Source organism: Pseudomonas sp. CF161, assembly GCF_000416215.1.
Taxonomy (GTDB): Bacteria; Pseudomonadota; Gammaproteobacteria; order Pseudomonadales; family Pseudomonadaceae; genus Aquipseudomonas.
The window spans coordinates 1-22,940 of record NZ_ATLP01000081.1 but is presented as its reverse complement, the minus strand read 5'-3'; the positions used below and the strand labels follow the sequence as shown (position 1 = coordinate 22,940).

Here is a 22,940-nt window from a genome sequence, read left to right as displayed (position 1 = left end):
CAGCCATGCGTTCCAACTTGCACAAAACCCTCGTCGGCGTGGCGCCGCTCAGCTTTGGCTTGCTCGGCCTGACCTTGCCGCCCAGCGTCCTGGCGGCCGATGAAACCCTCGGCACCGTCGTGGTCACCGGGGTTCGCGGCAGCCAGCAGCGCACCGTCACCGACAGCCCGGCGCCGATCGATGTGATCGACAGCGAACAGCTGCGCACCATCGGCCAGAACGGCCTCAAGGAAATGCTCGCGCGGCTGCTGCCGTCGTTCAACGTGCCGACCATCAACGGCGGCGGCACCGCGTTCCTGGTGCGCGGCGTGAGCATGCGCGGCCTGGGCGGCGACCAGGTGCTGGTGCTGATCAACGGCAAGCGCCGGCACAACTCGGCCCTGATCAACAACGGCGCGCGGGTCGGCAACGCCTCGGTGCCGGTGGACCTGGACCTGATTCCCACCGCCGCCATCGAGCGCATCGAAGTGCTGCGCGACGGCGCAGCGGCGCAATACGGTTCGGACGCGATTGCCGGGGTGATCAACATCATCCTCAAGCGCAATGCCGAGGGCCTGACTTCCGACACCAGCCTGGGCCAGTACTACGACGGCGACGGCACCACCGGCCACGAAGCCTTCAACTGGGGCAACAAGCTGGGGGAGAACGGCGGCTTCTTCAACCTGTCGTGGGACGCCAAGATCCAGGAACCCTACGAGCGCTCCAGCGCCGCCACCGGCCAGCTGTATTTCAACCAGGCCGATGGTTCCCCCGACCCCCGTGAAAGCAACCGCCAGGGCTGGGGCACCGAGTACGGCCTGGGCCGCGACCGCACCACCAGCGTCGCCTACAACGCCGAACTGCCGTTGCAGGACGACCTCAAGCTGTATTCGTTCTCGACCCTGAGCTACCGCAACAGCAACAAGGACCTGGGCCACCGCAGGCCCACCGACATCACCAGCCTGGCCGGTGTGCCGAACGCGCCATACCCCAATGGCGGCCAGGCGCGGCGCGAGATCCACGAGACCGACTTCCAGGTGGCCGGCGGCGCCAAGGGCCTGGCCGGCGGCTGGGACTGGGACCTGTCGAGCACCTACGGCAAGGACCGCGGCGTGCTGGATACCGCCAACAACCTGAACATTTCCAACGGCCCCTACGGCCAGCATGATTTCCACCTCGGCAACCTGGTGTTCGACCAGTGGACCAACAACCTGGACTTCTCCCGGGCCCTGGACATCGGCTGGAGCAGCCCGCTGGAAACCTCCTTCGGCCTGGAATACCGGCGGGAGAAGTACGCCCTCGAAAGCGGTGAACCCAACTCCTACAACTACGGCAGCTATGTGCCCAATGTCGGGCCGTTCGCCGGGGTGCGCCCGGACCCGGGGCTGTTCTCGGTCAACGGCACCACCCCGGAGGACGCCTACAGCCTGGAGCGTCACAGCGAAGCGGCCTATGTCGATTTCGGCCTCAACATCACCCCCAACTGGTACGTCGGCGCAGCCGGGCGCTACGAGAAGTACAACCTCGGGGTCGGCGACACCACCAGCGGCAAGCTCACCACCCGTTACGAGTTCATCCCCGGGTATGCGGTGCGGGCGGCGGTGAGCAACGGCTTCCGCGCGCCGTCCCTGGCCCAGAGCGTGTTCTCCACCACCAGCACCGTGACCCAGTTCGGCGCGGGCGGCACCACCACCTCGGTGCGGACCAAGCAGATGCGCCCCAACTCGGCGGAAGCCGTGGCCCTGGGGGCCCGCGACCTGGAGCCGGAAACCTCGCGCAACTACAGCCTGGGCTTTACCGCCGAACCGGCCGAGCGCCTGCGTTTGACCGCCGACTTCTACCTGATCGACATCGACAAGCGGATTCTCCAGACCGGCCTGCTGCAAGGCACCCAGGTCTCGCAGATCCTGGTGGAAAACGGCCTGTCGCCGAACCTGGCAGGGCAGTACTACACCAATGCCGCCGACACCCGGACCAAGGGTGTGGACCTGGTGGCCGACTACAGCCAGTCGTTCGGGGAGTACGGCACGGCGAAGTGGAGCGTTGCCTACAACCACAACAAGACCACCATCCGTGATCTGGCCGACACCCCGGCGGCCCTGGCGCGGCTGGGTTCGAACTATGTGCTGTTCGACCGCCAGCAGCAGATCGACCTGACCAAGTCCACGCCCAAGGACAAGTGGATCCTGTCGACCAACTACAAGGTCGGCGACTGGACCACCAACCTGCAATTGACGCGTTTTGGCGAGTACACCGAAGGCTCGAACATTCCGGCCAACGACCGTACCTACAGCGCCAAGTGGATCACCGATATCGATGTGGCCTACGACGTGACCAAGAACCTCACCGTGGCCCTGGGGGCGAACAACCTGTTCGACGAATACCCGGACAAGATCGGCCTCAAGGCGTGGGCCGGGACCTATGAGTACGGGATGTTTTCGCCATATGGGCTGGGCGGTGGTTATTACTACAGCCGCGTCAGCCTGGCGTTTTAAGGGGTGGGTATGCCGTGGGGTGTGCGTACTGCTTTGCGGTGCCTGGGCGGGTCAGCGCAGCCTCGCAGGCTCGGCAGTGGCTACGGGATGCTGTTGCTGATCCTGTGTGTGCTGGCCACCGCAGCCCAGGCCGACAACCGGTTGCGGGTCTCCAGCCAGAAGCAGTCGCTGAAGATTCTGCTGCAGGCCGCCGGCGAGCTGGAGCAGGTGCCGTACCCGATCGAATTCGCCTCCTTTGCCGCTGCGGCCCCGACCGCCGAGGCGCTGTCGGCGGGGGCGGTGGACATCGGCGCCCTGGGCGATGCGCCCTTTGTGTTTGCGGCGGCGGCCGGGGCGGCGATGAAGACCGTGGGGGTGATCAAGCTCAAGGTCACGCCGACCGCGGTGGCGATCGTGGTCAACCAGGATTCGCCCCTGACCGACGCCGCCAGCCTCAAGGGCCGGCGCATCACCACCACCCGCGGTTCCATCGGCCATTTCCTGGCCCTGGCGGCGCTGCGTTCGGTGGGCCTGCATGGCAGCGATGCGCAGTTTATTTTCCTCCAGCCCGGTGACTCGCGCAGCGTGCTGGCCAACGGTCAGGCCGATGCCTGGTCGACCTGGGACCCCTACACCAGCATGGTGCAGATAGCGGGCGGGACCCGGGTGCTGATCAGCGGCGAGGGCTTGTTCGCCGGGCATATGTTGCTGGTGGCCAGCGATCAGGCGATCCAGGACAAGGCGCCGCAGATCGACGATTTCCTGCGGCGCCTGGCGCGGGCCTATGTCTGGGCCGACCAGCACCAGGAAGCGTTCTCCCGGATCCAGGCGGTGTACAGCGGCCTGCCGGTGGAAATCCACGAACGTTCCAATCGTTATTCACGACCGCAACGGATCGCCATCGGCCCGGCGGTGATCGAGGACGTGCAGCACACCGCTGATCTGTATCGCGAGGAGGGCATTATCCAGAGCACGTTCGATGCCCCGGCCTACTTTGATGATCGCTTCAATGACGTGAACTAAGAAGATGAAGTTTTCATTAATTTAACTCGGGAGTCTTGCTGTTATGTACGGCGATTAAAGTTATTCGGTCATGCGCTCTTAGTGTATTTAAACGTACGTTGTTGCTCGGCCTGTAAAGGCCGTTGCAGGGCCTTTTGCGCTATTTTTTCAATACATTTTTAAGTTTGGATAATAGAGGTAAAGGGTATTTCACAACGGACTTTTGGCTGACTAAGGTGGCTTTGCAACAAAATAGTACGTTGTTCTCTTCGCACTACTTCCAGGGAATAAGGGAGCTTGCATGTTTACAGTCATTACGGCCGATCAACTTGAAGCACGGCATATCCTCGATGTCGTGGAGAAGCGCTCTTATGGGGTGCAGCTCAAAGGTTTCTGCCCGCCGGATACCTTGCAGGTGGCGCGCGATCATCTGTACCAGCACGAGCTGCGCAGCGCCTTCAGCGAACAAAAGGAATTCGTGCGCATCGGCAAGGCCTACATCGAAATCCAGGACGAGCAGAGCCGCGCCGAGTACCACGCCCAGGCGCTGGGCAATATCCGCAAGATCCGCCAGGTGTTCCGCCCGCTGGCCTCGCCCATCGACGAATTGCGCCTGCTGCTGGACGAAGTCTGGCCCCAGGGCGCGCACCTGTTGCAGGTGGACGGGCAGAAATGCTTCGTCGGCATCGCCCGCTTCCAGGGCAGCGGCGTGGACCTGACGCCGCACACCGACAACCTCGAGCGCAATGCGCCCGAGGGCCATAGCCAGCCGCTGCTGAGCCAGCTGTCGACCAACATTTACCTGGAGATACCCGAAGACGGCGGCGAGCTGGAGATCTGGGGCATCGAGCCCGACGAGGAGGAATACAACCGCCTGCGCGGCGAGCGCGCCTACGGCATCGAACGCCACCTGCTGCCACCCCCGGATTTTGTGATCAAGCCGGAGCCGGGCGACCTGATCCTGCTCAACCCACGGCTGATCCACGCGGTCCGCCCTTCGGCCAGCAGCACCCGGATCACCCTCGGCGTCTTTATCGGTTTTTACGGCGAACACCAGCCTTTGGCCTACTGGAGCTAACCCCATGAGCAACGTGCAGGAAATCAACCTCAAGGCCTACTTCAACAAGGGCGGCGAAGAACATGAGTTCGAAGGCAAGCGGGTGGTGCTGGCGGTCAGCGTCGGCCAGGAATACCACGAGGACCAGAAGCTGCGTTCGACCATCCACCTGATCAATCAGTCCGGCTTCAGCCACGTCAAAGTGGTGGTGGCCGACACCTTGCAGCGCCACAACAAGCACGGCAAATCCCCGGGCGAGGCGCTGTCGGCCTCGATCCGCGACGGCGATGCCTGGCTGGCGCGCAACCAGAGCATCCTCGATGGCCTGCGGGTGCCGTACCAGATCACCCGCTGGAACCAGGAACTGGCCAGCGACCACTACGCCGAACTGCGCCAGCAACTGAACCTGGTCTACCACGAGCGCCACGAACTGCGCGAAGCGATTGAAAGCACCATCGCGGTGTTTACCGATCGCCTGCGCCTGCGGGACGAACACGCCGACATCGAGCGCGCGGCCGCCCAGTGCCGCGAATACATCCTCGAGGAAATCCCGATCATCCTGCCGTTGTGGGCGGCCGAGGGGTATGACTACGTGCTGTACCCGCAGCAGATGACCGCCGCCATGGCCACCAGCCGTGACCTGTTGATCGAACCCCACAGCCCGGATCGGGTGCGCTGGCTGCCGCTCAAGTTCAAGAAACGCGGGATACCGATCCCCTTCACCTTGCCCGGCGTCATCCACCCCAACTGGTCCAGTGGAGCCATCGCCATCTAGCCCCAACCCGCTATCTGTAGCCGCTGCCGAGATCCCGGCCCAACCGCACATCGTCCCGCCCGGGGCCCGCGCAGCCGGCCGCAGCGGCAGCAGATTTTCATGATTTTTCGCTAAGGAGTTTCCATGAGCGTTTTTGCGCAACAGCAACGCAAATGGTGGGCACTGCTCGGAGTGAGCATTGCCAGTTTTCTCGGGTGCGTCGATTTCACCATCGTCAACACCGCGCTGCCGGCACTGCAAACCGACCTCGGTGCCTCGGTCGACAGCCTGCAATGGGTGATCAACGGTTTTATCCTCGCCCTCTCCAGTTTCATGGTGCTGGTGGGGCGCCTGGCTGATCTGCATGGGCGCAAGCGCGTGCTGTTTATCGGCCTCACAGTGTTTGGCCTGGCGTCATTGGCGGCCGGGTTGGCCAGCCGGATCGACGGCCTGATCGTCGCCCGGATCGTCCAGGGCCTGGCTTGCGCGGTGCTTTACACCGCCTCGGGGGCGATTGTCTCCAGCACCTTCGACAGCGCCGAGCAGGGCAAGGCGTTTGGCGTGCTGTTCGGGGTCAACGGCGTGGGCCTGGCCATCGGGCCGGTGCTGGGCGGCGTCATCACCAGCGCCTTTGGCTGGCAGTGGATCTTCCTGATCAACGTGCCGTTCGTGCTCCTGAGCCTGGCCATTTGCAGCGTCAGCGTCGACGAATCGCGGGCACCCGCCAGCGGGGCTCGCCTGGATTGGCTGGGGGCGCTGCTGTTGCTGATCGGCTTGCCGAGCCTGGTGCTGGTGATCGTCCAGGGCGCGGCCTGGGGCTGGGGCTCGTCGACCACCCTGGCGCTGATCGCCGTTGCCGTGTTGGCCCTGGCGGCCTTTGTGGCGGTGGAACAACGGGTCGCGGCGCCGATCATCGACCTCAAATTGTTCGCCAACCGGCGCTTTGTTGCCGGGGTCCTGGCGAGCTTTGGCCTGGCGGTGTTCTATTGCGTGGCGTTCTTTGTGATGCCGCTGTACCTGGCGCTGATCCGTGGCGAAAGCGTGCAGGCCAGCGGCTGGCTGTTGCTGCCCACCACCCTCGGCGTGGCCGTGCTCTCGCCCCTGGTGGGGCGCCTGGTGGACCGCAAGGGCCCGGCGCTGCTGATCAAGACCGGGTTGCTGTTGTTTGTGCTGTCGGCGCTGTTGCAGGCCGGTTTCGATGGCCAGACCTCGCTGCCGTACCTGTTGGCCGCCTTTGTGATCATGGGCCTGGGCTGGGCGAGCATCCTCGGGCCGTCGACGGTACTGGGGATTTCCTCGGTGCCCCAGGAGGTCGGCTCAGTGGCCATGGGTTCGCTGATGACCCTGCACAACGTCGGCGGCGGCCTGGGCCTGGCGTTGGGGGTGGGCCTGTATCACCACTTCTCCGCGACCCCGGTGGACGATGGGCACGCTGCCTTTCTCAACGGCTACCGCGCGGTGATGCTGTTTCTGGCCGGCGTGACCCTGGCGGTGTGGGCGGCGGTCAGTGTGCTGCTGCGCCAGCGTCAACCCCAGGGCCTGGGCGTGGTGGAGGAGGGCGCGAGCGGTGGTTGAGGGCGGGTGGCTAAAGTTTGGCCAGGGTCTTTACTCTCAAGGCACCTTCACTGCCTATCACACCCAAGGAGCACGTTTATGTCCGGATGGTACGAGTTGAGCAAAAGCAGCAATGGCCAGTTCCGTTTTGTCTTGAAGGCGGCCAATGCCGAAACCCTGCTCACCAGCGAGCTGTATACCACCCGCAGTGCCGCCGAAAATGGCATCGCTGCGGTACGCACCAACAGCGCACTGGATGAACGCTACGAACGCAAGACCACCAAGGATGGCCATCCGTACTTCAACCTCAAGGCCGCCAACCACCAGGTCATCGGCAACGGCGAGGCCTATTCCTCCAGCGCGGCGCTGGAAAAAGGCATTGCCAGCGTCAAGGCCAATGGCCCCGTCGGGCCGATCAAGGACAAGACCGCGCCGGCGCTGTAGGCCGCGTCCGTATAGGCTCGCCGCTCCCTGGGGCGGCGCAGCCTGGCCCTCTTCGGGATAAACCGTCAGGGGTTTGACGACCGAATTATGGCGAAATGCTATCGCTTGCTTTATCCTCCGCGCCCGTCACAGGGAAGTGGGGATGCCTGGTGCCCTGGCTGACGTTATCGATCATCGTCCAAGGGACCTGCGACCTCATGATTCGCCCTCTCGTCTTACTCGCCGCGCTGCTGGCCCTGAGCGGCTGCTACAGCCTGTCTCCCACCAAAATTGCCGACAGCATGAGCCCCGACCCGCAGTCGGGCGTGGCTTATGTGGTGGGGGTGGTCGGTATCTGGCCGCAGGCGGTGTACACCGCCAACGAGCAGATGCTGCTGATCCGCCCACGGGGTGGCGACGGTTTCGCCACCGCGCGTCTGTACAACCAGTTCTACGCCCGCACCCCACGTGATGTGCGCGAGACCTGGCACGGCATCGGCAGCCTGTTCGTGATGCCGCTCAAGCCCGGGCGCTATGAGATCTACAACCTGCATTTCGACCGCGGCAACGCCACCTCCTGGAGCCGTGAAGACTTCTCCATTCCCCTGGAGCTGGAAGCCGGCAAGGCCTATTACGTCGGTGATTTCCGCGCCGGGTGCCTGTCGGCCGGTGGCGCCAAATGCATCTTCCTGCACAGCGATCATCTGGAGCGCGACGCCGCCCTGGTGCGCGCCAAGTACCCGCAGGTGCCGAGCCTGCAACGGGTCGACCTGGAGAAAATGGAAGCAGCCACGCCGTTGATCGTCAAGGAGCAGGGGCCCAAGGCCTCGATGCTTAAAGCCATGCTGTCGGGAGACCTGTGATGCGCCGTACGTTTTGCTTGTGGGGGGGGCTGATGCTGGCCCTCGGCGGTTGCCAGACCACTCATAGCCTCAAGCCGGCCGAGGTCGATTATCGCCAGTCGCTGCCGCCGATCAATGTCAGCGTGATCGGCCCCATCCCCGGTGCGCTGATCCGCAATGAGCTGCGGCGCCGTGGCACCTTCGAGCAAGTGCTCGATGGCCACAGCGCCGAGGGCTACAACGTGATCGTGGCGGCCAACAGTGATTACTTCGGCTGGCAGAATATCCCCCTGGGCCTGCTCAGTGCCCTGACCCTGTTTATCGTGCCGGCCCCGGCCACCTGGGACAGCCAGGTGGTTTTCCATGTCAGCCGTGGCGACCAGCCGCTGGCCAGATACCAGATCAGCAATCACACCAGCTCCTGGCGCGGCTGGGTCAACCTCGATGGCGGGCAGTACCCGCACGTGCAGCGCATCACCGATGACTTTATCGCGCAGATGCTCAAGGACCCGATCTTCAAGCCGAAGCCCGCGGCGGCGTTGAACAGCCACTGAGCCCTGGCTGGCCATCGCCCAGGCAAAAGCCCGAGCGCATGATGCGCCCGGGCTTTTTTTGGCCTGGGTTCAACCCAGGGTATTGAGCAACTGCTGCAACTGGTGGCGCCCGGCATCGTCCAGGGCAAACAGCGGCCGGCGCGGCTCGCCGACGGGCAGCCCGGTCAGGTCCAGGCCGGCCTTGATGGTGGTCGGCAGGCCGCCCTTGAGGATGAAGTCGAGCAACGGCAACTGACGGTAAAACAGCGCGCGGGCCTGGTTCAGGTCGTTGGCCAGCACCGCCTGGTACAGCGCCAGGTTGAGCTCGGGGATCAGGTTTGGCGCGGCGGTGCACCAGCCGGCGGCACCGGCGGCGAAGGCTTCCAGGGCCAGGGGGTTGCAACCGTTGTAGAACGGCACCTGGCCTTCACCGAGCAAGTGCAACTGGTGCATGCGCTGGATGTCGCCGGTGCTCTCCTTGACCATGGTCACGTTTTCCACGGCGTGGAAGATTTTCAGGATCAGCTCCACCGGCAGGTCGGTGCCGCTGGTGGCCGGGTTGTTGTAGAGCATGATCGGCACGCCGATGCTGGCGCCGATGGCCTGGTAGTGGGCGAGGATTTCCGCCGCGCTGAGCTTCCAGTACGACGCCGGCAGCACCATCACCACATCGGCACCGTGGCGCTCGGCAAAGCGCGCGCGACGCACGGCCTTGGCGGTGGTCAGGTCGGACACGCTGACGATGGTCGGGACGCGCTTGGCCACGTGGCGGATGCTGAACTCGCTGACCTGGTCCCACTCGGCGTCGCTCAGGTAGGCGCCTTCGCCGGTGCTGCCCAGGGGCGCGATGGCGTGCACGCCGCTGTCGATCAGGCGGTCGATGGAGCGCCCCAGGGCGTCCAGGTCCAGTTGCTCGCCGTTGGCGCTGAAGGGGGTGATGGTGTAGCCGATGATGCCGTGAATGCGTGGGGTCGACATGGGGTCGCTCCTTGAGTGTCCGGGTGGTTTCAGTTCAGGCAATCGGCGTGCTGCTTGAGGTTCTGCCGAGCGTAATAGTTGAAGGCGGCGGCGTGGCGTTTGGGCCGGGAAATCCAGTCATGGGCTTCGCGCCCCAGTTCCGGAAGGATCGGCTTGATGCTGCCGGCGGCCATGGCCAGCAGCTGCAATTTGGCCGCACGCTCGATCAACTGAGCGATCACACAGGCCTCCTCGATGCTCGCGCCGCTGGACAGCTGGCCATGGTGCGAGAGCAGGATGGCGCGCTTGTCGCCCAGGGCCGAGGCGATGATTTCGCCTTCCTCGTTGCCCACCGGCACCCCCGGCCAGGCTTCGAGAAACGCGCAATCTTCATACAGCGGGCAGAGGTCCATGTGCGACACCTCGAGCGGCACTTCCAGCATCGACAGCGCCGCGACGTGGGTCGGGTGCGTGTGGATGATGCAGTTCACATCCGGCCGCGCTCGGTACACCCAGCTGTGGAAGCGGTTGGCCGGGTTGGGCATGCCGTGGCCTTCGAGGACTTCCAGGTCTTCGTTGACCAGCAACAGGTTACTGGCGGTGATTTCGTCGAAACCCAGGCCCAATTGCTGGGTGTAGTAGGTCCCGGGTTGCGGGCCGCGGGCGGTGATCTGCCCGGCCAGGCCGGAGTCGTGGCCGTTCTCGAACAGGATGCGGCAGGTCAGGGCCAGCTTTTGCCGGTCGGTCCACGTATTATCCGCCAGGGTGTTTTGCATCTGGGTCAGTGCCTGCTTGACCAGTTGCTCTTTGGGTAGTGCTAATGTCTTGGCCATATCGGTGTCCTTTACTGAGTCTATTGGACGTCGGATTTGCCAGCCCCCGCTGCTCGCAAGGTCGTTGGGTTAAAGCAAATGACACTAAAGAGGCTATATGACACTTTGTGTCATTGGCAAGCACAAATCGTCGCCTCCTCAATGGATTAACCGCTCTACATGTCTATCCGTTTGAAATTACTCAGAAAAAAACTTGGCGTAACCCTGGAGGCCCTGGCTGAAAAATCCGGGATGACCAAGAGTTACCTGTCCAAGGTCGAGCGCGGGCTGAACACTCCATCGATTGCCGCGGCGCTGAAATTGGCCAAGGCGTTGAACGTCAAGGTCGAGGAACTGTTCGCCGAAGACGCCGTCAGCCTCGACAGCTACAGCCTGGTACGCAGCGACCAGCGCCAGTCCCTGGCGGCCGGCGACCAGCCGGGGTACGCGGTGCTGGCCCATCAGGTCAGCGAGCGCAGCCTGCTGCCGTTCATCATTTACCCGGCCAGGGAATTCAGCGACAAGACCTTCAAGGAGCACCTGGGGGAGGAGTTTCTGTTCGTCCACGAAGGCCAGGTCGAAGTCGATTTCATGAACGAACGGGTGCTGCTCAATCGCGGCGACGCCCTGCACTTCAACGCCCAAAAACCCCACCGCATCCGCTCGGTGGGCGAGGTCCAGGCGCAGTTGCTGGTGGTGGTGCACAGCGGCGAGCAGTAGCCATCCGCATCACACACACAACACCGTCAATGAGAGCTGTAGCCGCTGCCCGCTGCCGAGCCTGCAAGGCTGCGCTGGCCATCCGCAACGACCTCCATTCGCCTGACACCCCGTGGCGTCTGTGAGGGCTAGCGTCCGAACGCGGCCCGAGCCTGCGGCAGCGGCTACAGGGTTATCCGCGGGTTACGCAATCAACGTTCGACAGGCACCGACAGTTTCGGATTGCCCAGTGCATGGCTCTTGGCATCGAAGAAACGCAGCGTCACGTCCATGCCGTCGAACAGCGTGGCGTAGTGGCGTTTCTGGTGCTGGATAAAGGCCTTGCTGCGCGGGTGGATCGAGATCGCCAGGGTCTTGCTTCCGGATTGGCGGATGGCTTGCACCAGGTGGTTGTCCTGGGGGCCGAGGTTGTGGCCGAAGATGCACAACGCGTCGCCGTGGCCCAGCAGTTGCTCGTAGCAGAACGACAGGTAATCGCTGCTGCGAATGGTCTTGAGCTTGTCGGCCAGCGGCCCTTCGGTAACGAACAGCGGCACGTCATCCAGGGTCTTGATGGTGTTGTTGATGGCGAAGCTGCCCAGCAGCGTGCCCTCGGTGGAGGTCAGTTTGCGTGCGCTGCCATCGACGTTGCGCACCAGGTGCAGGCCGCCGTGCAGGTACAAAAAGCGCGTGTCGCTGCTGGCGGTATCGCGCACATCGAACATCGGTTCGCTGCCGTGGAACAGGTCGTCGATACCCGGGTGGTCATGCTGGATCGCCCAGTAGTTGAGCAGGTCGTAATTGGTGGTGAACACCGTGCGGTAGCGGCGCAGTTCCTGGTTGATCAAGGCCAGGCTCGCCGGCTGCACCAGGCGCCAGGGGATGTGCACCGCGTGCACGGTGTTGATCAGCGCTTCCTTGATCGCGTAGTAGCGATTGCGCGGCGCTGCCGAACTCACGGCCAGGGCCTTGTTGACCCGGCTGGTGGTCTTCAGGGCACCGAGCACCTGTTCGAAGCTGCGGGTCTGCAGGGCGTCGAACACACTCAGTTCGGACTGGCTCAGGGGTTTTTCTTCGACGGTGCGCGCGTTTTCGAACAGCGAGTCATAGGCGAAATCTTCCCAGACCGCACGGCTGGCACCATTGCCGATCAGCAGCCCGGCAATCGGCGTGCTGGCGCGCAAGGCCTCCCAGTCTTCAAGGTTGGCGTCAAATTCCTGGAAATCCATCATCGCGGTTCGTCGTCTCAAGGCACAGGGCGCCGACTTTATCACGACCGACTGTTGAGCCAGGTCAAGATCGACAGTGACCGATGGGTCGATCCTGTAGGCATTTGCTGAATTGGCGTTTCGCGGTTCGGCCCAGCCAAGAGGATTTTCCATGAGCAGCACGTTTTTTATTCCAGCGGTCAACATCATGGGCATTGGCTGTCTCGACGAGGCCATGAACGCGATTCGCAACTACGGCTTTCGCAAGGCACTGATCGTCACCGATGCCGGCCTGGCCAAAGCCGGGGTGGCGAGCATGATCGCCGAGAAGCTGGCGATGCAGGACATCGACTCGCTGGTGTTCGACGGCGCCAAGCCCAACCCGAGCATTGATAACGTCGAGCAGGGCCTGCTGCGCCTGCGCGAAGGCAACTGCGATTTCGTGATTTCCCTGGGCGGCGGTTCGCCCCATGACTGCGCCAAGGGCATTGCCCTGTGCGCCACCAACGGCGGGCATATCCGCGACTACGAGGGCGTCGACCAGTCGGCCAAGCCGCAGCTGCCGCTGATCGCCATCAACACCACCGCCGGCACTGCCAGCGAGATGACGCGCTTCTGCATCATCACCGACGAAGCGCGCCACGTGAAAATGGCCATCGTCGACCGCAACGTCACGCCGCTGCTGTCGGTCAACGACCCGGCGCTGATGGTCGCCATGCCCAAGGGCCTGACTGCCGCCACCGGCATGGACGCCCTGACCCACGCGATCGAAGCCTATGTGTCGACCGCGGCCAACCCGATCACCGACGCCTGCGCGTTGAAAGCCATCGACATGATCAGCAACAACCTGCGCCAGGCGGTGCACGACGGCTCCGACCTCACGGCCCGGGAGAACATGGCGTACGCCCAGTTCCTCGCCGGCATGGCCTTCAACAATGCCTCCCTGGGTTTCGTGCATGCCATGGCGCACCAGTTGGGCGGTTTCTATGACCTGCCTCACGGTGTGTGCAATGCGGTGTTGCTGCCCCATGTGCAGAGTTTCAACGCCTCGGTCTGTGCCGAACGCCTGACCGATGTGGCCCACGCCATGGGCGCCGACATTCGCGGTTTCAGCCCGGAAGAGGGCGCCCAGGCGGCCATCGCCGCGATTCGCAGCCTGGCCCGCGACGTGGAGATCCCGGCCGGTCTGCGTGAGTTGGGGGCCAAGCTGCCGGACATCCCGATCCTCGCCGCCAACGCCCTGAAAGACGCCTGCGGCCTGACCAACCCACGGGCGGCGGACCAACGGCAGATCGAAGAGATCTTCCGCAGCGCCTTCTGACCCGCTGACCCTGCACCCCGGGCCGGCCCCTGAACCTCAGGGGCCGGCCTGCCCTCACACTCCCTGGCTCGCACCATTGAAAGCAACCGGCTGAGCGGCGATAGTGCGCCGCCGAAACGGGCTTTTTTGGGTTAACGCAGGGAGCAGGCAATGATCTTCAACCCCCCTTTACTGACAGGCCTGGTCGCCAGCGGCCTGCTGCTGTTGGCCGGCCAGAGTCACGCGCAATGCCAGGAACCAGCGCTGCCACCGGGCACCCTGGGGTATGCGGCGTGCAAGGACTGGCCGGCCCAGGCCGGGGTGCAGATCCGCGCCCTGGCCAGCGCGCCCGATAACGCCACGGGCGATGCGCAGGCCGGGATGTTCGACCTGCTCGTGACCCTGGTCGATACCGGCAGCCAGCAGGTCAAGGCCTCATACACGCAGCAACAGGCCATCAGCTCCGATGCCGTGGCCTTCGATGGGTTGGCCGTGGACACCGCGCGTTATCAGGTGGGCGAAGGCGTTCGCGCCTTCGGTATTCGCAGCCACTTCAGCCACGAATCGATGTACAACCCGTTCGCCAGCGAAAACCTCTCGTTGTTCGTGGTCCAGGGACAAGCCCTGCGCCCGCTGCTAAGCGACCTCAACGTGTATCAGTACGGCGGTGAAAGCGAAGGTCGCTGCCAGGGCCAATTCAGCACCCGCAAACGCACCCTGGCCATGGCCACCACCCGCAGCCACGGTTTCGCCGACCTGATCGTCAAGACCACGCTGGTCAAGCGCCAGGCCACCCAGCGCGGTGAGCAGTGCCTGGAACAAAACAGCCCGCCGCAGGTCAGCCAGGTCACCTTGCGTTACGACGGCCAACGCTACGTAGTGCCCCAGGGCCTGCGTGATGAATGAACACTCTCGGGAAGCGTGGATGCACATGAAGCGGTTTTGCCTGCGTGGCGTGATCGCCCTGGGCTTGTGGGGCGTCGCCGTCCAGGCTGCCGCCGAATGCAGCGCCAGTGTCTATTCCGGGGCCGAGGTGCTGTACGAGGTGTGCAAGGACTGGCCGGCCTATCCCGGCACCCGGATCACCGGGCAGGCGCGGTTGGAGCATCCGCAACAGGCCTTGCCGCCCGAAGAGCCCGGCCGCTATGAGCTGCAGCTGGCGCTGGTGTCCAGCAGCGACGGCAGCGTCCAGGCGTCTTACTCCCTGCCTGGGGCGATTCTTTCCGACACCAGCACCTTCCGTGGCCTGGGCATCGACACGGCGCGCTACCGCTTGAGCGAGCAGGTGCGGGCCTTTGGCATCCGCAGTTTCTTCAATGGCACCTCCCGCGCCAACCCCGATGGCGAAACCTGGCTGAGCCTGTACGTGCGCGAGGGCAAGACCCTGCGCCCGGTCCTGGAGAAGCTGGTGGTGGAGTCTTCCAGTGGCGAATGGGATACCCGCTGCAACGGCCATTTCTCCGACAGCAAAAGTACCGTGGCCGTGGCCCAGACCCGCAGCCAGGGGTACGCCGACCTGATCGTCACCACCGTGACCACCGACAGCGAAGCCCTTGAGCAGGGCGACGACTGCACCACGGCCTCCAGCCACACCCGCACCGCCAGCACCACCTTGCGTTATGACGGCCAGCGCTACCGCGTGCCCCCGGGGCTGAAGGCCTGGCGCTGAGGGCTGCGGTGAACCCATGAGCGATGCCTGCCCGATCCGCGACCAGTTCGCGGCCGTGCTGGTGCTCGACGCCGAGGCCGGGTTGATGCCCCCAGCCCGCGTCGCGGAGGAGGGCGTTGCGCTCTGCTGGACGGAGCGGGTCTTTTGATCGAACCGGCTGGTGATCAGCGCCAGGCTTCGTGCAGAATCCCCCCTTGATTCTGTGCCAGGCATTGTCTGTGGGGCACATTGTGGAGTTTTGTCGATGACTGCATCACTGTTGCTGGCCGTACTCGCTTCCGGCTTTATCTATGGCATCACCCCCGGCCCGGGCGTGCTGGCGGTGTTCGGCATTGGCGCCGCCCGCGGGCGACGGGCCGGGGCCGGGTTTCTCTGCGGTCATCTGCTGGGGGATGTGGTCTGGTGCAGCACCGCGCTGGTCGCCATTGTCGGTGCCCGTGAGATCGGCAGCAGTGCCTTTGACGTACTGGGCGTGCTCAGCGGCCTGTACCTGTTCTGGCTCGGCCTGCGTGCGATCCGCACCCGCAGCGCCGGCAGCGACGCGCCCCAGGGCGCGGCGCGGCAACCGTTCTGGCACGGCATTCTATTCGGCCTGACCAACCCCAAGGCCTACCCGGTGGCCGTGGCGACCTTTACCGCGCTGCTCTCCAGCCGCGCCGAGCTCTTGACCTGGTCGATGCTGCCGTGGCTGATTCTGCTGAGTTTCCTGGGCGGTGTGGTGGCCTACGCGATCCTGATCGGGGTGGTCGGCGCCCGTCAGATACGCACCCTGTACCAGCGCCATGAGCTGGCTATTACGCGGGTTTGCGGAGTAATGTTCATCGGCTTCGCGATCAATGCCCTGGTGCATGCGGTGCCGGGGCTGATCAGCAACAAGGGATAACCGCGCTGCAAGGCTGCAGCAGCGAGGCGTCAGCGGCCGATGCCGTTTGACCAGGCCCAGGGATTGATACTCGGCGTTTCATTTGCAAGGCAGTCTCTTTCCCTGATGGCAACCAAGAATTCAGCGCCTCTGGCCAGCTTTATCGACCTGTTGCTGGATGCCGTATGTGCGGTGGACAGCAACGGCCGCTTCGTCTTTGTCAGTGCCGCCTGCGAGCGGATTTTCGGCTACACCCCCGAAGAGCTGGTCGGCACGGCCATGATCGAACTGGTGCACCCGGCGGATCGCGCGCGCACCCTGCAGGCCGCGCGGGAGATCATGGCCGGGGTGCCGATGCCCAATTTCGAAAACCGCTACCTGCGCAAGGATGGGCGCATCGCCCATATTCTCTGGTCGGCGCGCTGGTCGGAGGTCGATCAACTGCGCATTGCCGTGGCCCGGGATATCACCGAGCGCAAGCTGGCCGAGTCCAGGCAGGCGGCGCTGTATGCGATTTCCGAAGCGGCTCAGGGCGCCGAAGACCTGCTCGGCCTGTTCCAGCGGGTGCATCGGATCATTGGTGAATGGCTGCCGGCACTGAATTTTTCAGTGGCCCTGCAGGACCCGCATTCCCAGGCCATGAGCTTTGCCTACCATGTCGACCCCAGCGAGCAGCAGCCGGAACGCACGGGCAGTTTCATCGGCCTGGTGTGTGCCGAAGTGATCCGCAGCGGCCTGCCGTTGCGCCTGACCCCGGACTCCGGCGAGCCGCTGCCGGCGTCTTTCCCGCCCATGCCAGGGCCGGACAGCCCGTGCTGGCTCGGGGTGCCGCTCAACTCGCAGAAAGGCACCATCGGCGCGCTGGTGGTCAGGAGCGCGCCGGGCGAACGCTATACCGAGCAGGACCAGGAGCTGCTGCAGTACGTCTGCGCCCAACTGACCACCGCCATCGAACGCCAGCAGTTGCAGGCCCGCCTGCAATACATGGCCGAGTACGACCAGTTGACCCAGTTGCCGAACCGCGAGCTGCTCAAGGAGCGCCTGCGCCATTCACTGGCCCGGGCCCGGCGCGAATCGGGGCGCATGGCCCTGCTGTACATCGACCTCGACCAGTTCAAGCAGGTCAACGACACCTACGGCCATGCCGTCGGCGACATGCTGCTGCAGGCCGTTGCCAGCCGGCTCAAGGGCTGCGTGCGTGAGTGCGATACCGTGGCGCGGATCGGCGGCGACGAGTTCGTGATTCTGCTGGAAAGCATGCAGGCGGCCACAGACGCCGACACCGTGGCCGACAAGATCTGCCAGGTGCTGGGCGACCCACTGCGCCTGGACGGCCACTCGCTGAGCATCCGCCCCAGCATCGGCATCGGCCTGTACCCCGAGCACGGCCTGGAAGAGCAGCCACTGTTCAAGCACGCCGACGACGCGATGTACCGGGCCAAACGGGCGCGCAAGGCCCACTCCCGGGCGTGATTGCTCTCTACCCGAGGTGGCAGGCATCTACGCCTGAGGCCCACCCTGCGTCCGCGTTTCGCGCGGTATTCGGCGGGTATTGGCTGGCGTGGCCAGGCACCGTTCGTCGCGGCAGGGGGATTTTTCTAAACCTTTGTCGCTGCGAATTTTCATATGCCTACAGGCGGCACTACCGAGTCGCGTTATCACACCCTGAGGTGTTCATCCCTGAGTAAGGAGGGCGAAACCATGAGCCGCATGGCCAACCCATTACGCACTGCCAGCCTGGCACTGCTGCTGAGCCTGGGCGCGACCAGCGCCTTCGCGCAGTCGCCAGCCGCATTTATCGACGACGCCTCGGCCAAGGGCATCGCCGACATTGAAGCCAGCCGCATGGCGCACCAGAAGACCTCGTCCAAGGAGGTCAAGGACTACACCATCGTGGTGATCAACGACCGCACCACGGCCAACCAGCACCTGGCCAAGATCGCCAAGCAACTGGACCTGCCGGTGGCGCCCCGCGAAGAAGTGCTGAGCAAGGCCAAAACCATGATGCCGCAGGTTCCCGAGGGCGAGGCCTTCGATGCCGCCTACGCTGCCAGCCAGGTCAAGGCCACTGAAGAAGCCATCGAGCAGATCCAGCAACAGGCTCAGACCAGCGAGGTGCCCGAGCTCCAGGCGTTTGCCGAGGAAACCCTGCCCAAGCTGGAAAACCACCTGCAAATGGCCCGGGCCCTGCAAGCCAGCCGTTGATTTCCTGAGCCCTGCGGGTGAGCCGCGCCAGTTGCTCACCCGCGGCCTGTTCCAGGCCCCCAGTGCAAATTCCCCGATCAGCCACAAACCGCCTCCGGCATCGACCAGGGCATGACGCCCCGGCCAACCGGCAGAGTGCGCGCCGCTCTACGGGCCGCTGGCGTCCCAGGAGTCGAGCTACATCACCATCACCGCTAAGGTGTTCGGCGTCACCGGCAGCAATCCACTGCCCTGAGCCCAAGCGCTTCGGGGCCGGCCGCTGGCCAGCCCCGGGGCGAATTCAGCACTGATTCAAATCGGTCTTGCGCCCGTCTTCGGCGCCCGAGGCGTCGAGGTTCAGGGAATCGCCACGGCCGATTTCCTTGTACTGGCTGCGCAGTTTCTCCAACTGCTTGAGGTCCAGCCCATCCAGGCTCAGCACCGCGTTGTGCGCATCCTGGGTGGCGCGCAGCAACTCATCGATCTTGATATGCAAAATGTCGTTGTCGCGGTTCTGGGTGTTCTGGATCAGGAACACCATCAGGAAGGTGATGATGGTGGTCGAGGTGTTGATGATCAGCTGCCAGGTGTCATTGAAATGGAAAATCGGCCCACTCAACCCCCACAGCACAATCAGGCCGACCGCCACCAGAAACGTCTTCGGGCTCCCGGCCCACATCGATAACGATTGCGAGATCTTGGAAAACTTCATGAGCGGATTCCTTATCAGAATGATCAGAGTGGACCTGAGCTTCTGACCGCAGCGCGGTGGTGGAATTTCTTTTAACGGTGCGAGGCCGAGCGAGCCGTGAGGTGCAGCGCTATATGAGGGGAAATCTTTCTTTGTGATGGTTTGTGTCTAGTATCAATTGGCCGGCGAATTGCCAGCATGTTCATACACGGATCGGAAAAGGTAAGAGGTCGCCCATGGAATTCTTCGAAAAGTTAGCCAGTCTCGCTGCCAAGGTGCGTTTGCAAGCAGCCGCCATTCAAACTGAGGAGGCGACAAAAAATGCCTTTGTCATGCCTTTCATCAGTACGGTGCTGGGGTATGACGTATTCGATCCTACGGAAGTGACCCCTGAGTTCGTGTGTGACATCGGGACCAAAAAAGGCGAAAAAATCGATTACGCCGTTATGAAGGAAGGCGAAGTCCAGATCCTGATCGAGTGCAAAAAAATCGGCGAGCCGTTGCATATCAATCATGCCTCGCAACTCTTTCGCTACTTTCACGTGACCAGTGCGCGGATATCCATTTTGACCAACGGCCAGGTCTACAAGTTTTTTACGGACCTGGATGCGCCGAACAAGATGGACGAGAAACCTTTCCTCGAACTCGACCTTCTGGATATCGATGAATACGCGGTGCCGGAGCTGACAAAACTCACCAAGTCAGCCTTTGATGTCGAGTCGATCATCAATGCAGCGGGTGAGTTGAAGTATGTCAGTCAGATTAAAAAGGTCATCGCTTCGCAGGTCAGCAAACCCGACGACGACTTTGTCAAAGTCTTTGCTTCGCGAGTCTATGACGGGGTGATCACCCAGAAGGTTCGCGAGCAGTTTTATGAGCTGACGAGAAAGGCCCTGGGGCAATTTCTCAATGACCAGATCAATGATCGGCTCAAGTCGGCAATGAGTGGCGCGATTCAGCCGCCGATTGCTGTTATGACCACTACCGGGAAGGCTGCTGGGGGCACGGAGGAAGAGGAGCTCGACCAGATCGAGGACAAGGTATTTACCACCTTGGAGGAACTGGAGGGTTACCACATCGTGCGTGCGGTCGTGCGTTCAGTGGTCGATGCCAAGCGTATTGTGCAGCGAGATACCCAGAGCTACTTCGGCATATTGCTCGATGACAACAACCGCAAACCCATCTGCCGCCTGCACTTCAATCGCTCACAAAAGTACATCGGGATCTTCGACCAAGACAAAAATGAAACCCGCCATCCGCTCAACTCCATCGATGATATCTACGAGTATTCGGACTCCCTGAAAAAGACCATCGGCTATTACGAATAACGCCGGCATTGCTCCTGACGCCTGCAACGGGCGTCAGGGGTGAGGCGGGTGGCTATTGGCAACTCTCGGGTTCAGCGTTGAACTGCGCTTACAGATGAAAATACTTCTTCGCACAATAAAACAGGGCAAGGCTGGAACCGTGCTGGCTGCGGGCTTACCGTGTGGCCTGTCGCGCCGCTGATGGGGCGACGGTTTCAGGGAGGCAGGCATGAGGTCCAGCGCGGATACGTCGGTTATCGAGCTTTATCACCAGGCGGAGGATGATTTCTTCGTCGCCATTTCCCAGTTGTATCGACAGTTCGGCAGCAGCCTCAGCGCTTACTGCACGGGGGTCGAGGCCAGCAGCCTGAACCTGCTGCTGGTGAAGCAGGCCGACCCCGAGCTGGCCTCGCAGTTGGCCCAGGGCATCGACTTTCTGCAACGCACGCAGATGCCATTTTGCGTGGTGGTGCGTGACACGCTGGTGGCGCAGGTGCATGAGCAGTTGCAGCAACAGCAGTTGCTGGCGAGCGACCAGACCACCTGCATGCACCTGGACCTCACGACCTGGCAGGCGGCGGGGACGGCGCCCGGCCAGGTCGATATCCGTTGCACCGACCAGCACCTGGAGGATTGGTCGCGGCCGGTGGCGAGTGCCTTCGAGTCGGGCGAGGAGGGCATTGGCCAATACCTGGCACGGCATCGGGCGGCGCTGGCGGCGGGTCGCTCACTGCGCCATTTCAGCCTGTATGTCGAGCAAGTGCCGGTGTGTTCGCTGACCTTGTCCCTGGGGCCTGGGGTGGCCCGGCTCGACGACATCGGTACCCAGCGCGAGTACCAGCATCGGGGTTATGCCAGTGCATTGATCCAGCACGCCCTGGCGTATGCCAAGGTCGAGGGCGCGCGGTGTTGCGTGCTTGAGGCTTCGATCGACGGCTTGTCGATCTATCGTCGGGCAGGCTTTGCCACCCTGTTTGAATACACCACCTTTTGCCGCGAGTGACAGGTCACTCGGGCCAGGTGGCTAGCGTGTGGCGTTGTGGCGAAACTGCCGTGGGCTGATGCCGGTCAGGGCCTTGAACTGGCGGCTGAACGCGCTGTGGTCGGTGTAGCCGCATTGCAGCGCCACCTCGGTGATGGGCAACTGGCCCAGCAGCAGGCGCGAGGCGTGTTCCAGGCGTGCCTTGTGAATCATCTGCCGTGGCGTGAGGTGGAAGATGCGCTTGCAGTAGCGTTCCAGCTGGGCAATCGACAGGTCGGCAATCTCGGTCAACTGCTCGAGGCGGATCGCTTCGCTGTAGTGCTCACGGATGTAGCGGTCCACTGCCGCCAGGCGTTCATAGGCCGGGTGGGTGTCGTGGGCCGCCTGCAGGTCGAGGGAGATGCCGGCCATGCCGATGATCTGCCCCGCGCGCCCGTGCAGTGGCAATTTATGGGTCAGGCACCAGCCGGGTTCGCGGCTGCCGTACAGGTGCAGTTCCAGTTGGCCCTTGATGCTGATGCCGTGGCGCAGCACCCGTTGGTCCTGTTCGGTATAGACCGGGCCGAGCACCGCCGGGAATACCTCGGCGGACGTCTTGCCCAGCAGCGGCTCGATGTTCTTGAAGCCGCAGCGCTGGGCCAGGGTCAGGTTGGCGATCAGGTAGCGGGCCTGCAGGTCCTTGATGAAAAACACCGCGTTGGCAATGGTGTCGAGCAGCGGCGCAATCAGCGCCATGCTGCCCAGCAGGCTCTCGATGTCTTCGGGGCGCTGGCGCGCCAGGGCTGCGGGCAGCCGGTGCAGGGTGGCGGGTTCGATCATGCTGCCGTTCCTTGAATGACCTGGCTCTCAGCCGCTGCTCATTATGGCGAGGCACCGGGCTGTGGCAAGGGCGGCGACCCGCGTGCCGCTCGCTTAGCGCTTGAGCAGCGTCCCGATACGCGCCGGCACCAGGGGCGTGCGGGGCCGGGGCGGCTCCCAACCGAACAGGGCTTGCGCCGCCGTGGCGCAGACCCGGCCCTGGCAGGCCCCCATGCCGCAACGCGATTGCAGCTTGGCGGCGGTCCAGCCGGGTTGCTCGGCGATGGCGGAAAAGGCCACGTCTTCGCAGCGACACAACAGGGTGTCCGGACGCGCCAGTTGCAGCACCTCGGGCCGCAAGGTGAAGGTGTTGCGAACCTGATCTGCAAACGCCTGCCAATGCCGGCGCCGCTGACTGAGCTCGGCTGCGGCGGCGTCCTGGCCGCTGGCGACCAGCCCGGCGATTTCGCCTTCGATCAGCGCCAGCTCGCTGCCGCCGACCCCGGTGCATTCACCTGCCGCCAGGACCCCGGGGACCGTGGTGCGTTGCTGGTGATCGACAGCGATGGCCTGCCCTTGCAGCTGGCAGCCCAGGTGGCTGGCGAGCTGGGTGTTGGGCACCAGGCCAAAGCCGCAGGCCAGGCGCTCGCAAGGCAGTTCAAGGGTGCGCTGGCCCTGGCGGATGCGCACCGCTTCCAGCCGTTGCTCGCCCAGGGCTTCCAGGACATGGGCGTTGCTGCGATAGGCCGGGGTGGCCAGGGTCAGGGCCTGGCGGATTTTGCTCGGCCAGCGCCACAGGCCCGAGGCAAAGCCGGCCAGGGCAGCGCTGGGCGCCTGCTCCAGGACCCGGGTC

24 protein-coding genes and 1 pseudogene are annotated in these 22,940 nt (G+C 63.6%); 19 read left to right on the top strand and 6 right to left on the bottom strand.

The genetic code is table 11. The annotated features are described in order from the left end of the window. Positions 1-5 precede the first annotated feature (5 nt). From CF161_RS15080 to CF161_RS15045, 8 genes are all read left to right on the top strand, one after another. On the top strand, positions 6-2,474 hold the full coding sequence (locus tag CF161_RS15080; protein ID WP_020297456.1) for a TonB-dependent siderophore receptor: 2,469 nt from the start codon (positions 6-8) through the stop codon (positions 2,472-2,474). 87 nt (positions 2,475-2,561) lie between these two features. After that, the gene (locus tag CF161_RS15075; protein WP_020297455.1) at positions 2,562-3,476 is read left to right on the top strand and encodes an aliphatic sulfonate ABC transporter substrate-binding protein; all 915 of its coding nucleotides are present in this window, start codon (positions 2,562-2,564) and stop codon (positions 3,474-3,476) included. Between the two features lie 280 nt (positions 3,477-3,756). Continuing rightward, positions 3,757-4,533: a 2OG-Fe(II) oxygenase gene (locus tag CF161_RS15070; protein WP_020297454.1), complete on the top strand. Its 777-nt coding sequence runs from the start codon at positions 3,757-3,759 to the stop codon at positions 4,531-4,533. Between the two features lie 4 nt (positions 4,534-4,537). Then, positions 4,538-5,287 (top strand): tRNA-dependent cyclodipeptide synthase, encoded by a 750-nt coding sequence (locus CF161_RS15065; protein WP_020297453.1) that lies wholly within the window; start codon positions 4,538-4,540, stop codon positions 5,285-5,287. A 123-nt stretch (positions 5,288-5,410) separates the two neighbouring features. Continuing rightward, positions 5,411-6,841 (top strand): MFS transporter, encoded by a 1,431-nt coding sequence (locus tag CF161_RS15060; protein ID WP_020297452.1) that lies wholly within the window; start codon positions 5,411-5,413, stop codon positions 6,839-6,841. A 78-nt stretch (positions 6,842-6,919) separates the two neighbouring features. Further along, positions 6,920-7,264 carry a YegP family protein gene (locus tag CF161_RS15055; RefSeq protein ID WP_020297451.1) on the top strand — a complete coding sequence of 115 codons (345 nt, stop codon included), beginning with the start codon at positions 6,920-6,922 and terminating at the stop codon, positions 7,262-7,264. A gap of 197 nt (positions 7,265-7,461) precedes the next feature. Then, a complete protein-coding gene (locus tag CF161_RS15050; RefSeq protein ID WP_020297450.1) occupies positions 7,462-8,106 on the top strand; it encodes a hypothetical protein in 645 nt (214 codons plus the stop codon). Next, entirely contained in the window at positions 8,106-8,639 is a 534-nt protein-coding gene (locus tag CF161_RS15045) for a hypothetical protein (RefSeq protein WP_020297449.1), read from the top strand. The genes CF161_RS15050 and CF161_RS15045 overlap by 1 nt, the downstream gene beginning before the upstream one ends. Before the next feature lie 69 nt (positions 8,640-8,708). Here the strand turns inward: CF161_RS15045 and CF161_RS15040 are convergent, their stop codons facing one another. Both CF161_RS15040 and CF161_RS15035 read right to left on the bottom strand, forming a co-directional pair. After that, entirely contained in the window at positions 8,709-9,596 is an 888-nt protein-coding gene (locus CF161_RS15040; protein WP_020297448.1) for a dihydrodipicolinate synthase family protein, read from the bottom strand. Positions 9,597-9,625: 29 nt separating this feature from the next. Further along, positions 9,626-10,408, bottom strand: a complete 783-nt coding sequence (locus CF161_RS15035) for an aldolase (RefSeq protein WP_020297447.1) — start codon at positions 10,406-10,408, stop codon at positions 9,626-9,628. Between the two features lie 159 nt (positions 10,409-10,567). On the opposite strand from CF161_RS15035, the gene CF161_RS15030 reads away from it, so the two are divergent. Further along, positions 10,568-11,107 carry a helix-turn-helix domain-containing protein gene (locus tag CF161_RS15030; protein WP_020297446.1) on the top strand — a complete coding sequence of 180 codons (540 nt, stop codon included), beginning with the start codon at positions 10,568-10,570 and terminating at the stop codon, positions 11,105-11,107. 191 nt (positions 11,108-11,298) lie between these two features. On the opposite strand, the gene CF161_RS15025 is transcribed toward CF161_RS15030, so the two are convergent. Continuing rightward, positions 11,299-12,318, bottom strand: coding sequence for a DUF4917 family protein (locus tag CF161_RS15025; RefSeq protein ID WP_020297445.1), 1,020 nt, complete (start codon positions 12,316-12,318; stop codon positions 11,299-11,301). 148 nt (positions 12,319-12,466) lie between these two features. Between CF161_RS15025 and yiaY the strand changes: the two genes are divergently transcribed. The 8 genes and pseudogenes from yiaY to CF161_RS32840 form a co-directional block, all read left to right on the top strand. Continuing rightward, complete coding sequence (gene yiaY / locus CF161_RS15020) at positions 12,467-13,615, top strand: L-threonine dehydrogenase (RefSeq protein ID WP_020297444.1); 1,149 nt, start codon at positions 12,467-12,469, stop codon at positions 13,613-13,615. Between the two features lie 150 nt (positions 13,616-13,765). Beyond that, positions 13,766-14,500 (top strand): hypothetical protein, encoded by a 735-nt coding sequence (locus CF161_RS15015; protein ID WP_020297443.1) that lies wholly within the window; start codon positions 13,766-13,768, stop codon positions 14,498-14,500. After that, positions 14,493-15,263, top strand: a complete 771-nt coding sequence (locus CF161_RS15010) for a hypothetical protein (RefSeq protein WP_156882690.1) — start codon at positions 14,493-14,495, stop codon at positions 15,261-15,263. Before CF161_RS15015 ends, CF161_RS15010 begins: the two co-directional genes overlap by 8 nt. A 16-nt stretch (positions 15,264-15,279) precedes the next feature. Further along, the gene (locus tag CF161_RS33410; RefSeq protein WP_020297441.1) at positions 15,280-15,411 is read left to right on the top strand and encodes a hypothetical protein; all 132 of its coding nucleotides are present in this window, start codon (positions 15,280-15,282) and stop codon (positions 15,409-15,411) included. A gap of 96 nt (positions 15,412-15,507) precedes the next feature. After that, on the top strand, positions 15,508-16,146 hold the full coding sequence (locus CF161_RS15005) for a LysE family translocator (RefSeq protein ID WP_020297440.1): 639 nt from the start codon (positions 15,508-15,510) through the stop codon (positions 16,144-16,146). Between the two features lie 105 nt (positions 16,147-16,251). After that, complete coding sequence (locus CF161_RS15000; RefSeq protein WP_020297439.1) at positions 16,252-17,598, top strand: GGDEF domain-containing protein; 1,347 nt, start codon at positions 16,252-16,254, stop codon at positions 17,596-17,598. A 228-nt stretch (positions 17,599-17,826) separates the two neighbouring features. Beyond that, the gene (locus CF161_RS14995) at positions 17,827-18,330 is read left to right on the top strand and encodes a DUF4142 domain-containing protein (protein WP_020297438.1); all 504 of its coding nucleotides are present in this window, start codon (positions 17,827-17,829) and stop codon (positions 18,328-18,330) included. Positions 18,331-18,445: 115 nt separating this feature from the next. Then, positions 18,446-18,565, top strand: a pseudogene (locus CF161_RS32840) (NAD(P)-dependent dehydrogenase); the annotation flags it as partial. Between the two features lie 45 nt (positions 18,566-18,610). On the opposite strand, the gene CF161_RS14990 reads toward CF161_RS32840, so the two are convergent. Continuing rightward, positions 18,611-19,021 (bottom strand): low affinity iron permease family protein, encoded by a 411-nt coding sequence (locus tag CF161_RS14990; protein ID WP_020297437.1) that lies wholly within the window; start codon positions 19,019-19,021, stop codon positions 18,611-18,613. Positions 19,022-19,236: 215 nt separating this feature from the next. Between CF161_RS14990 and CF161_RS14985 the strand changes: the two genes are divergently transcribed. Next, on the top strand, positions 19,237-20,328 hold the full coding sequence (locus CF161_RS14985; RefSeq protein ID WP_020297436.1) for a type I restriction endonuclease: 1,092 nt from the start codon (positions 19,237-19,239) through the stop codon (positions 20,326-20,328). 208 nt (positions 20,329-20,536) lie between these two features. Beyond that, positions 20,537-21,310, top strand: coding sequence for a GNAT family N-acetyltransferase (locus tag CF161_RS14980; protein WP_020297435.1), 774 nt, complete (start codon positions 20,537-20,539; stop codon positions 21,308-21,310). A gap of 21 nt (positions 21,311-21,331) precedes the next feature. Here the strand turns inward: CF161_RS14980 and CF161_RS14975 are convergent, their stop codons facing one another. Beyond that, the gene (locus CF161_RS14975; RefSeq protein WP_020297434.1) at positions 21,332-22,108 is read right to left on the bottom strand and encodes an AraC family transcriptional regulator; all 777 of its coding nucleotides are present in this window, start codon (positions 22,106-22,108) and stop codon (positions 21,332-21,334) included. A gap of 93 nt (positions 22,109-22,201) precedes the next feature. Further along, the coding region (locus CF161_RS14970) for an FAD-dependent oxidoreductase (protein ID WP_020297433.1) at positions 22,202-22,940 on the bottom strand (739 nt) is incomplete at its 5' end.

What these genes read in the sequence shown, in the direction of transcription:
- CF161_RS14995 (WP_020297438.1), top strand. Translation starts at nt 17,827, where the DNA reads ATGAGCCGCATGGCCAACCCATTACGCACTGCCAGCCTGGCACTGCTG.
- CF161_RS15045 (WP_020297449.1), top strand. Translation starts at nt 8,106, where the DNA reads ATGCGCCGTACGTTTTGCTTGTGGGGGGGGCTGATGCTGGCCCTCGGC.
- CF161_RS15065 (WP_020297453.1), top strand. Translation starts at nt 4,538, where the DNA reads ATGAGCAACGTGCAGGAAATCAACCTCAAGGCCTACTTCAACAAGGGC.
- CF161_RS14980 (WP_020297435.1), top strand. Translation starts at nt 20,537, where the DNA reads ATGAGGTCCAGCGCGGATACGTCGGTTATCGAGCTTTATCACCAGGCG.
- CF161_RS15030 (WP_020297446.1), top strand. Translation starts at nt 10,568, where the DNA reads ATGTCTATCCGTTTGAAATTACTCAGAAAAAAACTTGGCGTAACCCTG.
- CF161_RS15080 (WP_020297456.1), top strand. Translation starts at nt 6, where the DNA reads ATGCGTTCCAACTTGCACAAAACCCTCGTCGGCGTGGCGCCGCTCAGC.
- CF161_RS15000 (WP_020297439.1), top strand. Translation starts at nt 16,252, where the DNA reads ATGGCAACCAAGAATTCAGCGCCTCTGGCCAGCTTTATCGACCTGTTG.
- CF161_RS15015 (WP_020297443.1), top strand. Translation starts at nt 13,766, where the DNA reads ATGATCTTCAACCCCCCTTTACTGACAGGCCTGGTCGCCAGCGGCCTG.
- CF161_RS15070 (WP_020297454.1), top strand. Translation starts at nt 3,757, where the DNA reads ATGTTTACAGTCATTACGGCCGATCAACTTGAAGCACGGCATATCCTC.
- CF161_RS33410 (WP_020297441.1), top strand. Translation starts at nt 15,280, where the DNA reads ATGAGCGATGCCTGCCCGATCCGCGACCAGTTCGCGGCCGTGCTGGTG.
- CF161_RS15005 (WP_020297440.1), top strand. Translation starts at nt 15,508, where the DNA reads ATGACTGCATCACTGTTGCTGGCCGTACTCGCTTCCGGCTTTATCTAT.
- CF161_RS15060 (WP_020297452.1), top strand. Translation starts at nt 5,411, where the DNA reads ATGAGCGTTTTTGCGCAACAGCAACGCAAATGGTGGGCACTGCTCGGA.
- CF161_RS15010 (WP_156882690.1), top strand. Translation starts at nt 14,493, where the DNA reads ATGAATGAACACTCTCGGGAAGCGTGGATGCACATGAAGCGGTTTTGC.
- CF161_RS15075 (WP_020297455.1), top strand. Translation starts at nt 2,562, where the DNA reads ATGCTGTTGCTGATCCTGTGTGTGCTGGCCACCGCAGCCCAGGCCGAC.
- yiaY (WP_020297444.1), top strand. Translation starts at nt 12,467, where the DNA reads ATGAGCAGCACGTTTTTTATTCCAGCGGTCAACATCATGGGCATTGGC.
- CF161_RS15055 (WP_020297451.1), top strand. Translation starts at nt 6,920, where the DNA reads ATGTCCGGATGGTACGAGTTGAGCAAAAGCAGCAATGGCCAGTTCCGT.
- CF161_RS15040 (WP_020297448.1), bottom strand. Translation starts at nt 9,596, where the DNA reads ATGTCGACCCCACGCATTCACGGCATCATCGGCTACACCATCACCCCC.
- CF161_RS14985 (WP_020297436.1), top strand. Translation starts at nt 19,237, where the DNA reads ATGGAATTCTTCGAAAAGTTAGCCAGTCTCGCTGCCAAGGTGCGTTTG.
- CF161_RS15035 (WP_020297447.1), bottom strand. Translation starts at nt 10,408, where the DNA reads ATGGCCAAGACATTAGCACTACCCAAAGAGCAACTGGTCAAGCAGGCA.
- CF161_RS15025 (WP_020297445.1), bottom strand. Translation starts at nt 12,318, where the DNA reads ATGATGGATTTCCAGGAATTTGACGCCAACCTTGAAGACTGGGAGGCC.
- CF161_RS14975 (WP_020297434.1), bottom strand. Translation starts at nt 22,108, where the DNA reads ATGATCGAACCCGCCACCCTGCACCGGCTGCCCGCAGCCCTGGCGCGC.
- CF161_RS15050 (WP_020297450.1), top strand. Translation starts at nt 7,462, where the DNA reads ATGATTCGCCCTCTCGTCTTACTCGCCGCGCTGCTGGCCCTGAGCGGC.
- CF161_RS14990 (WP_020297437.1), bottom strand. Translation starts at nt 19,021, where the DNA reads ATGAAGTTTTCCAAGATCTCGCAATCGTTATCGATGTGGGCCGGGAGC.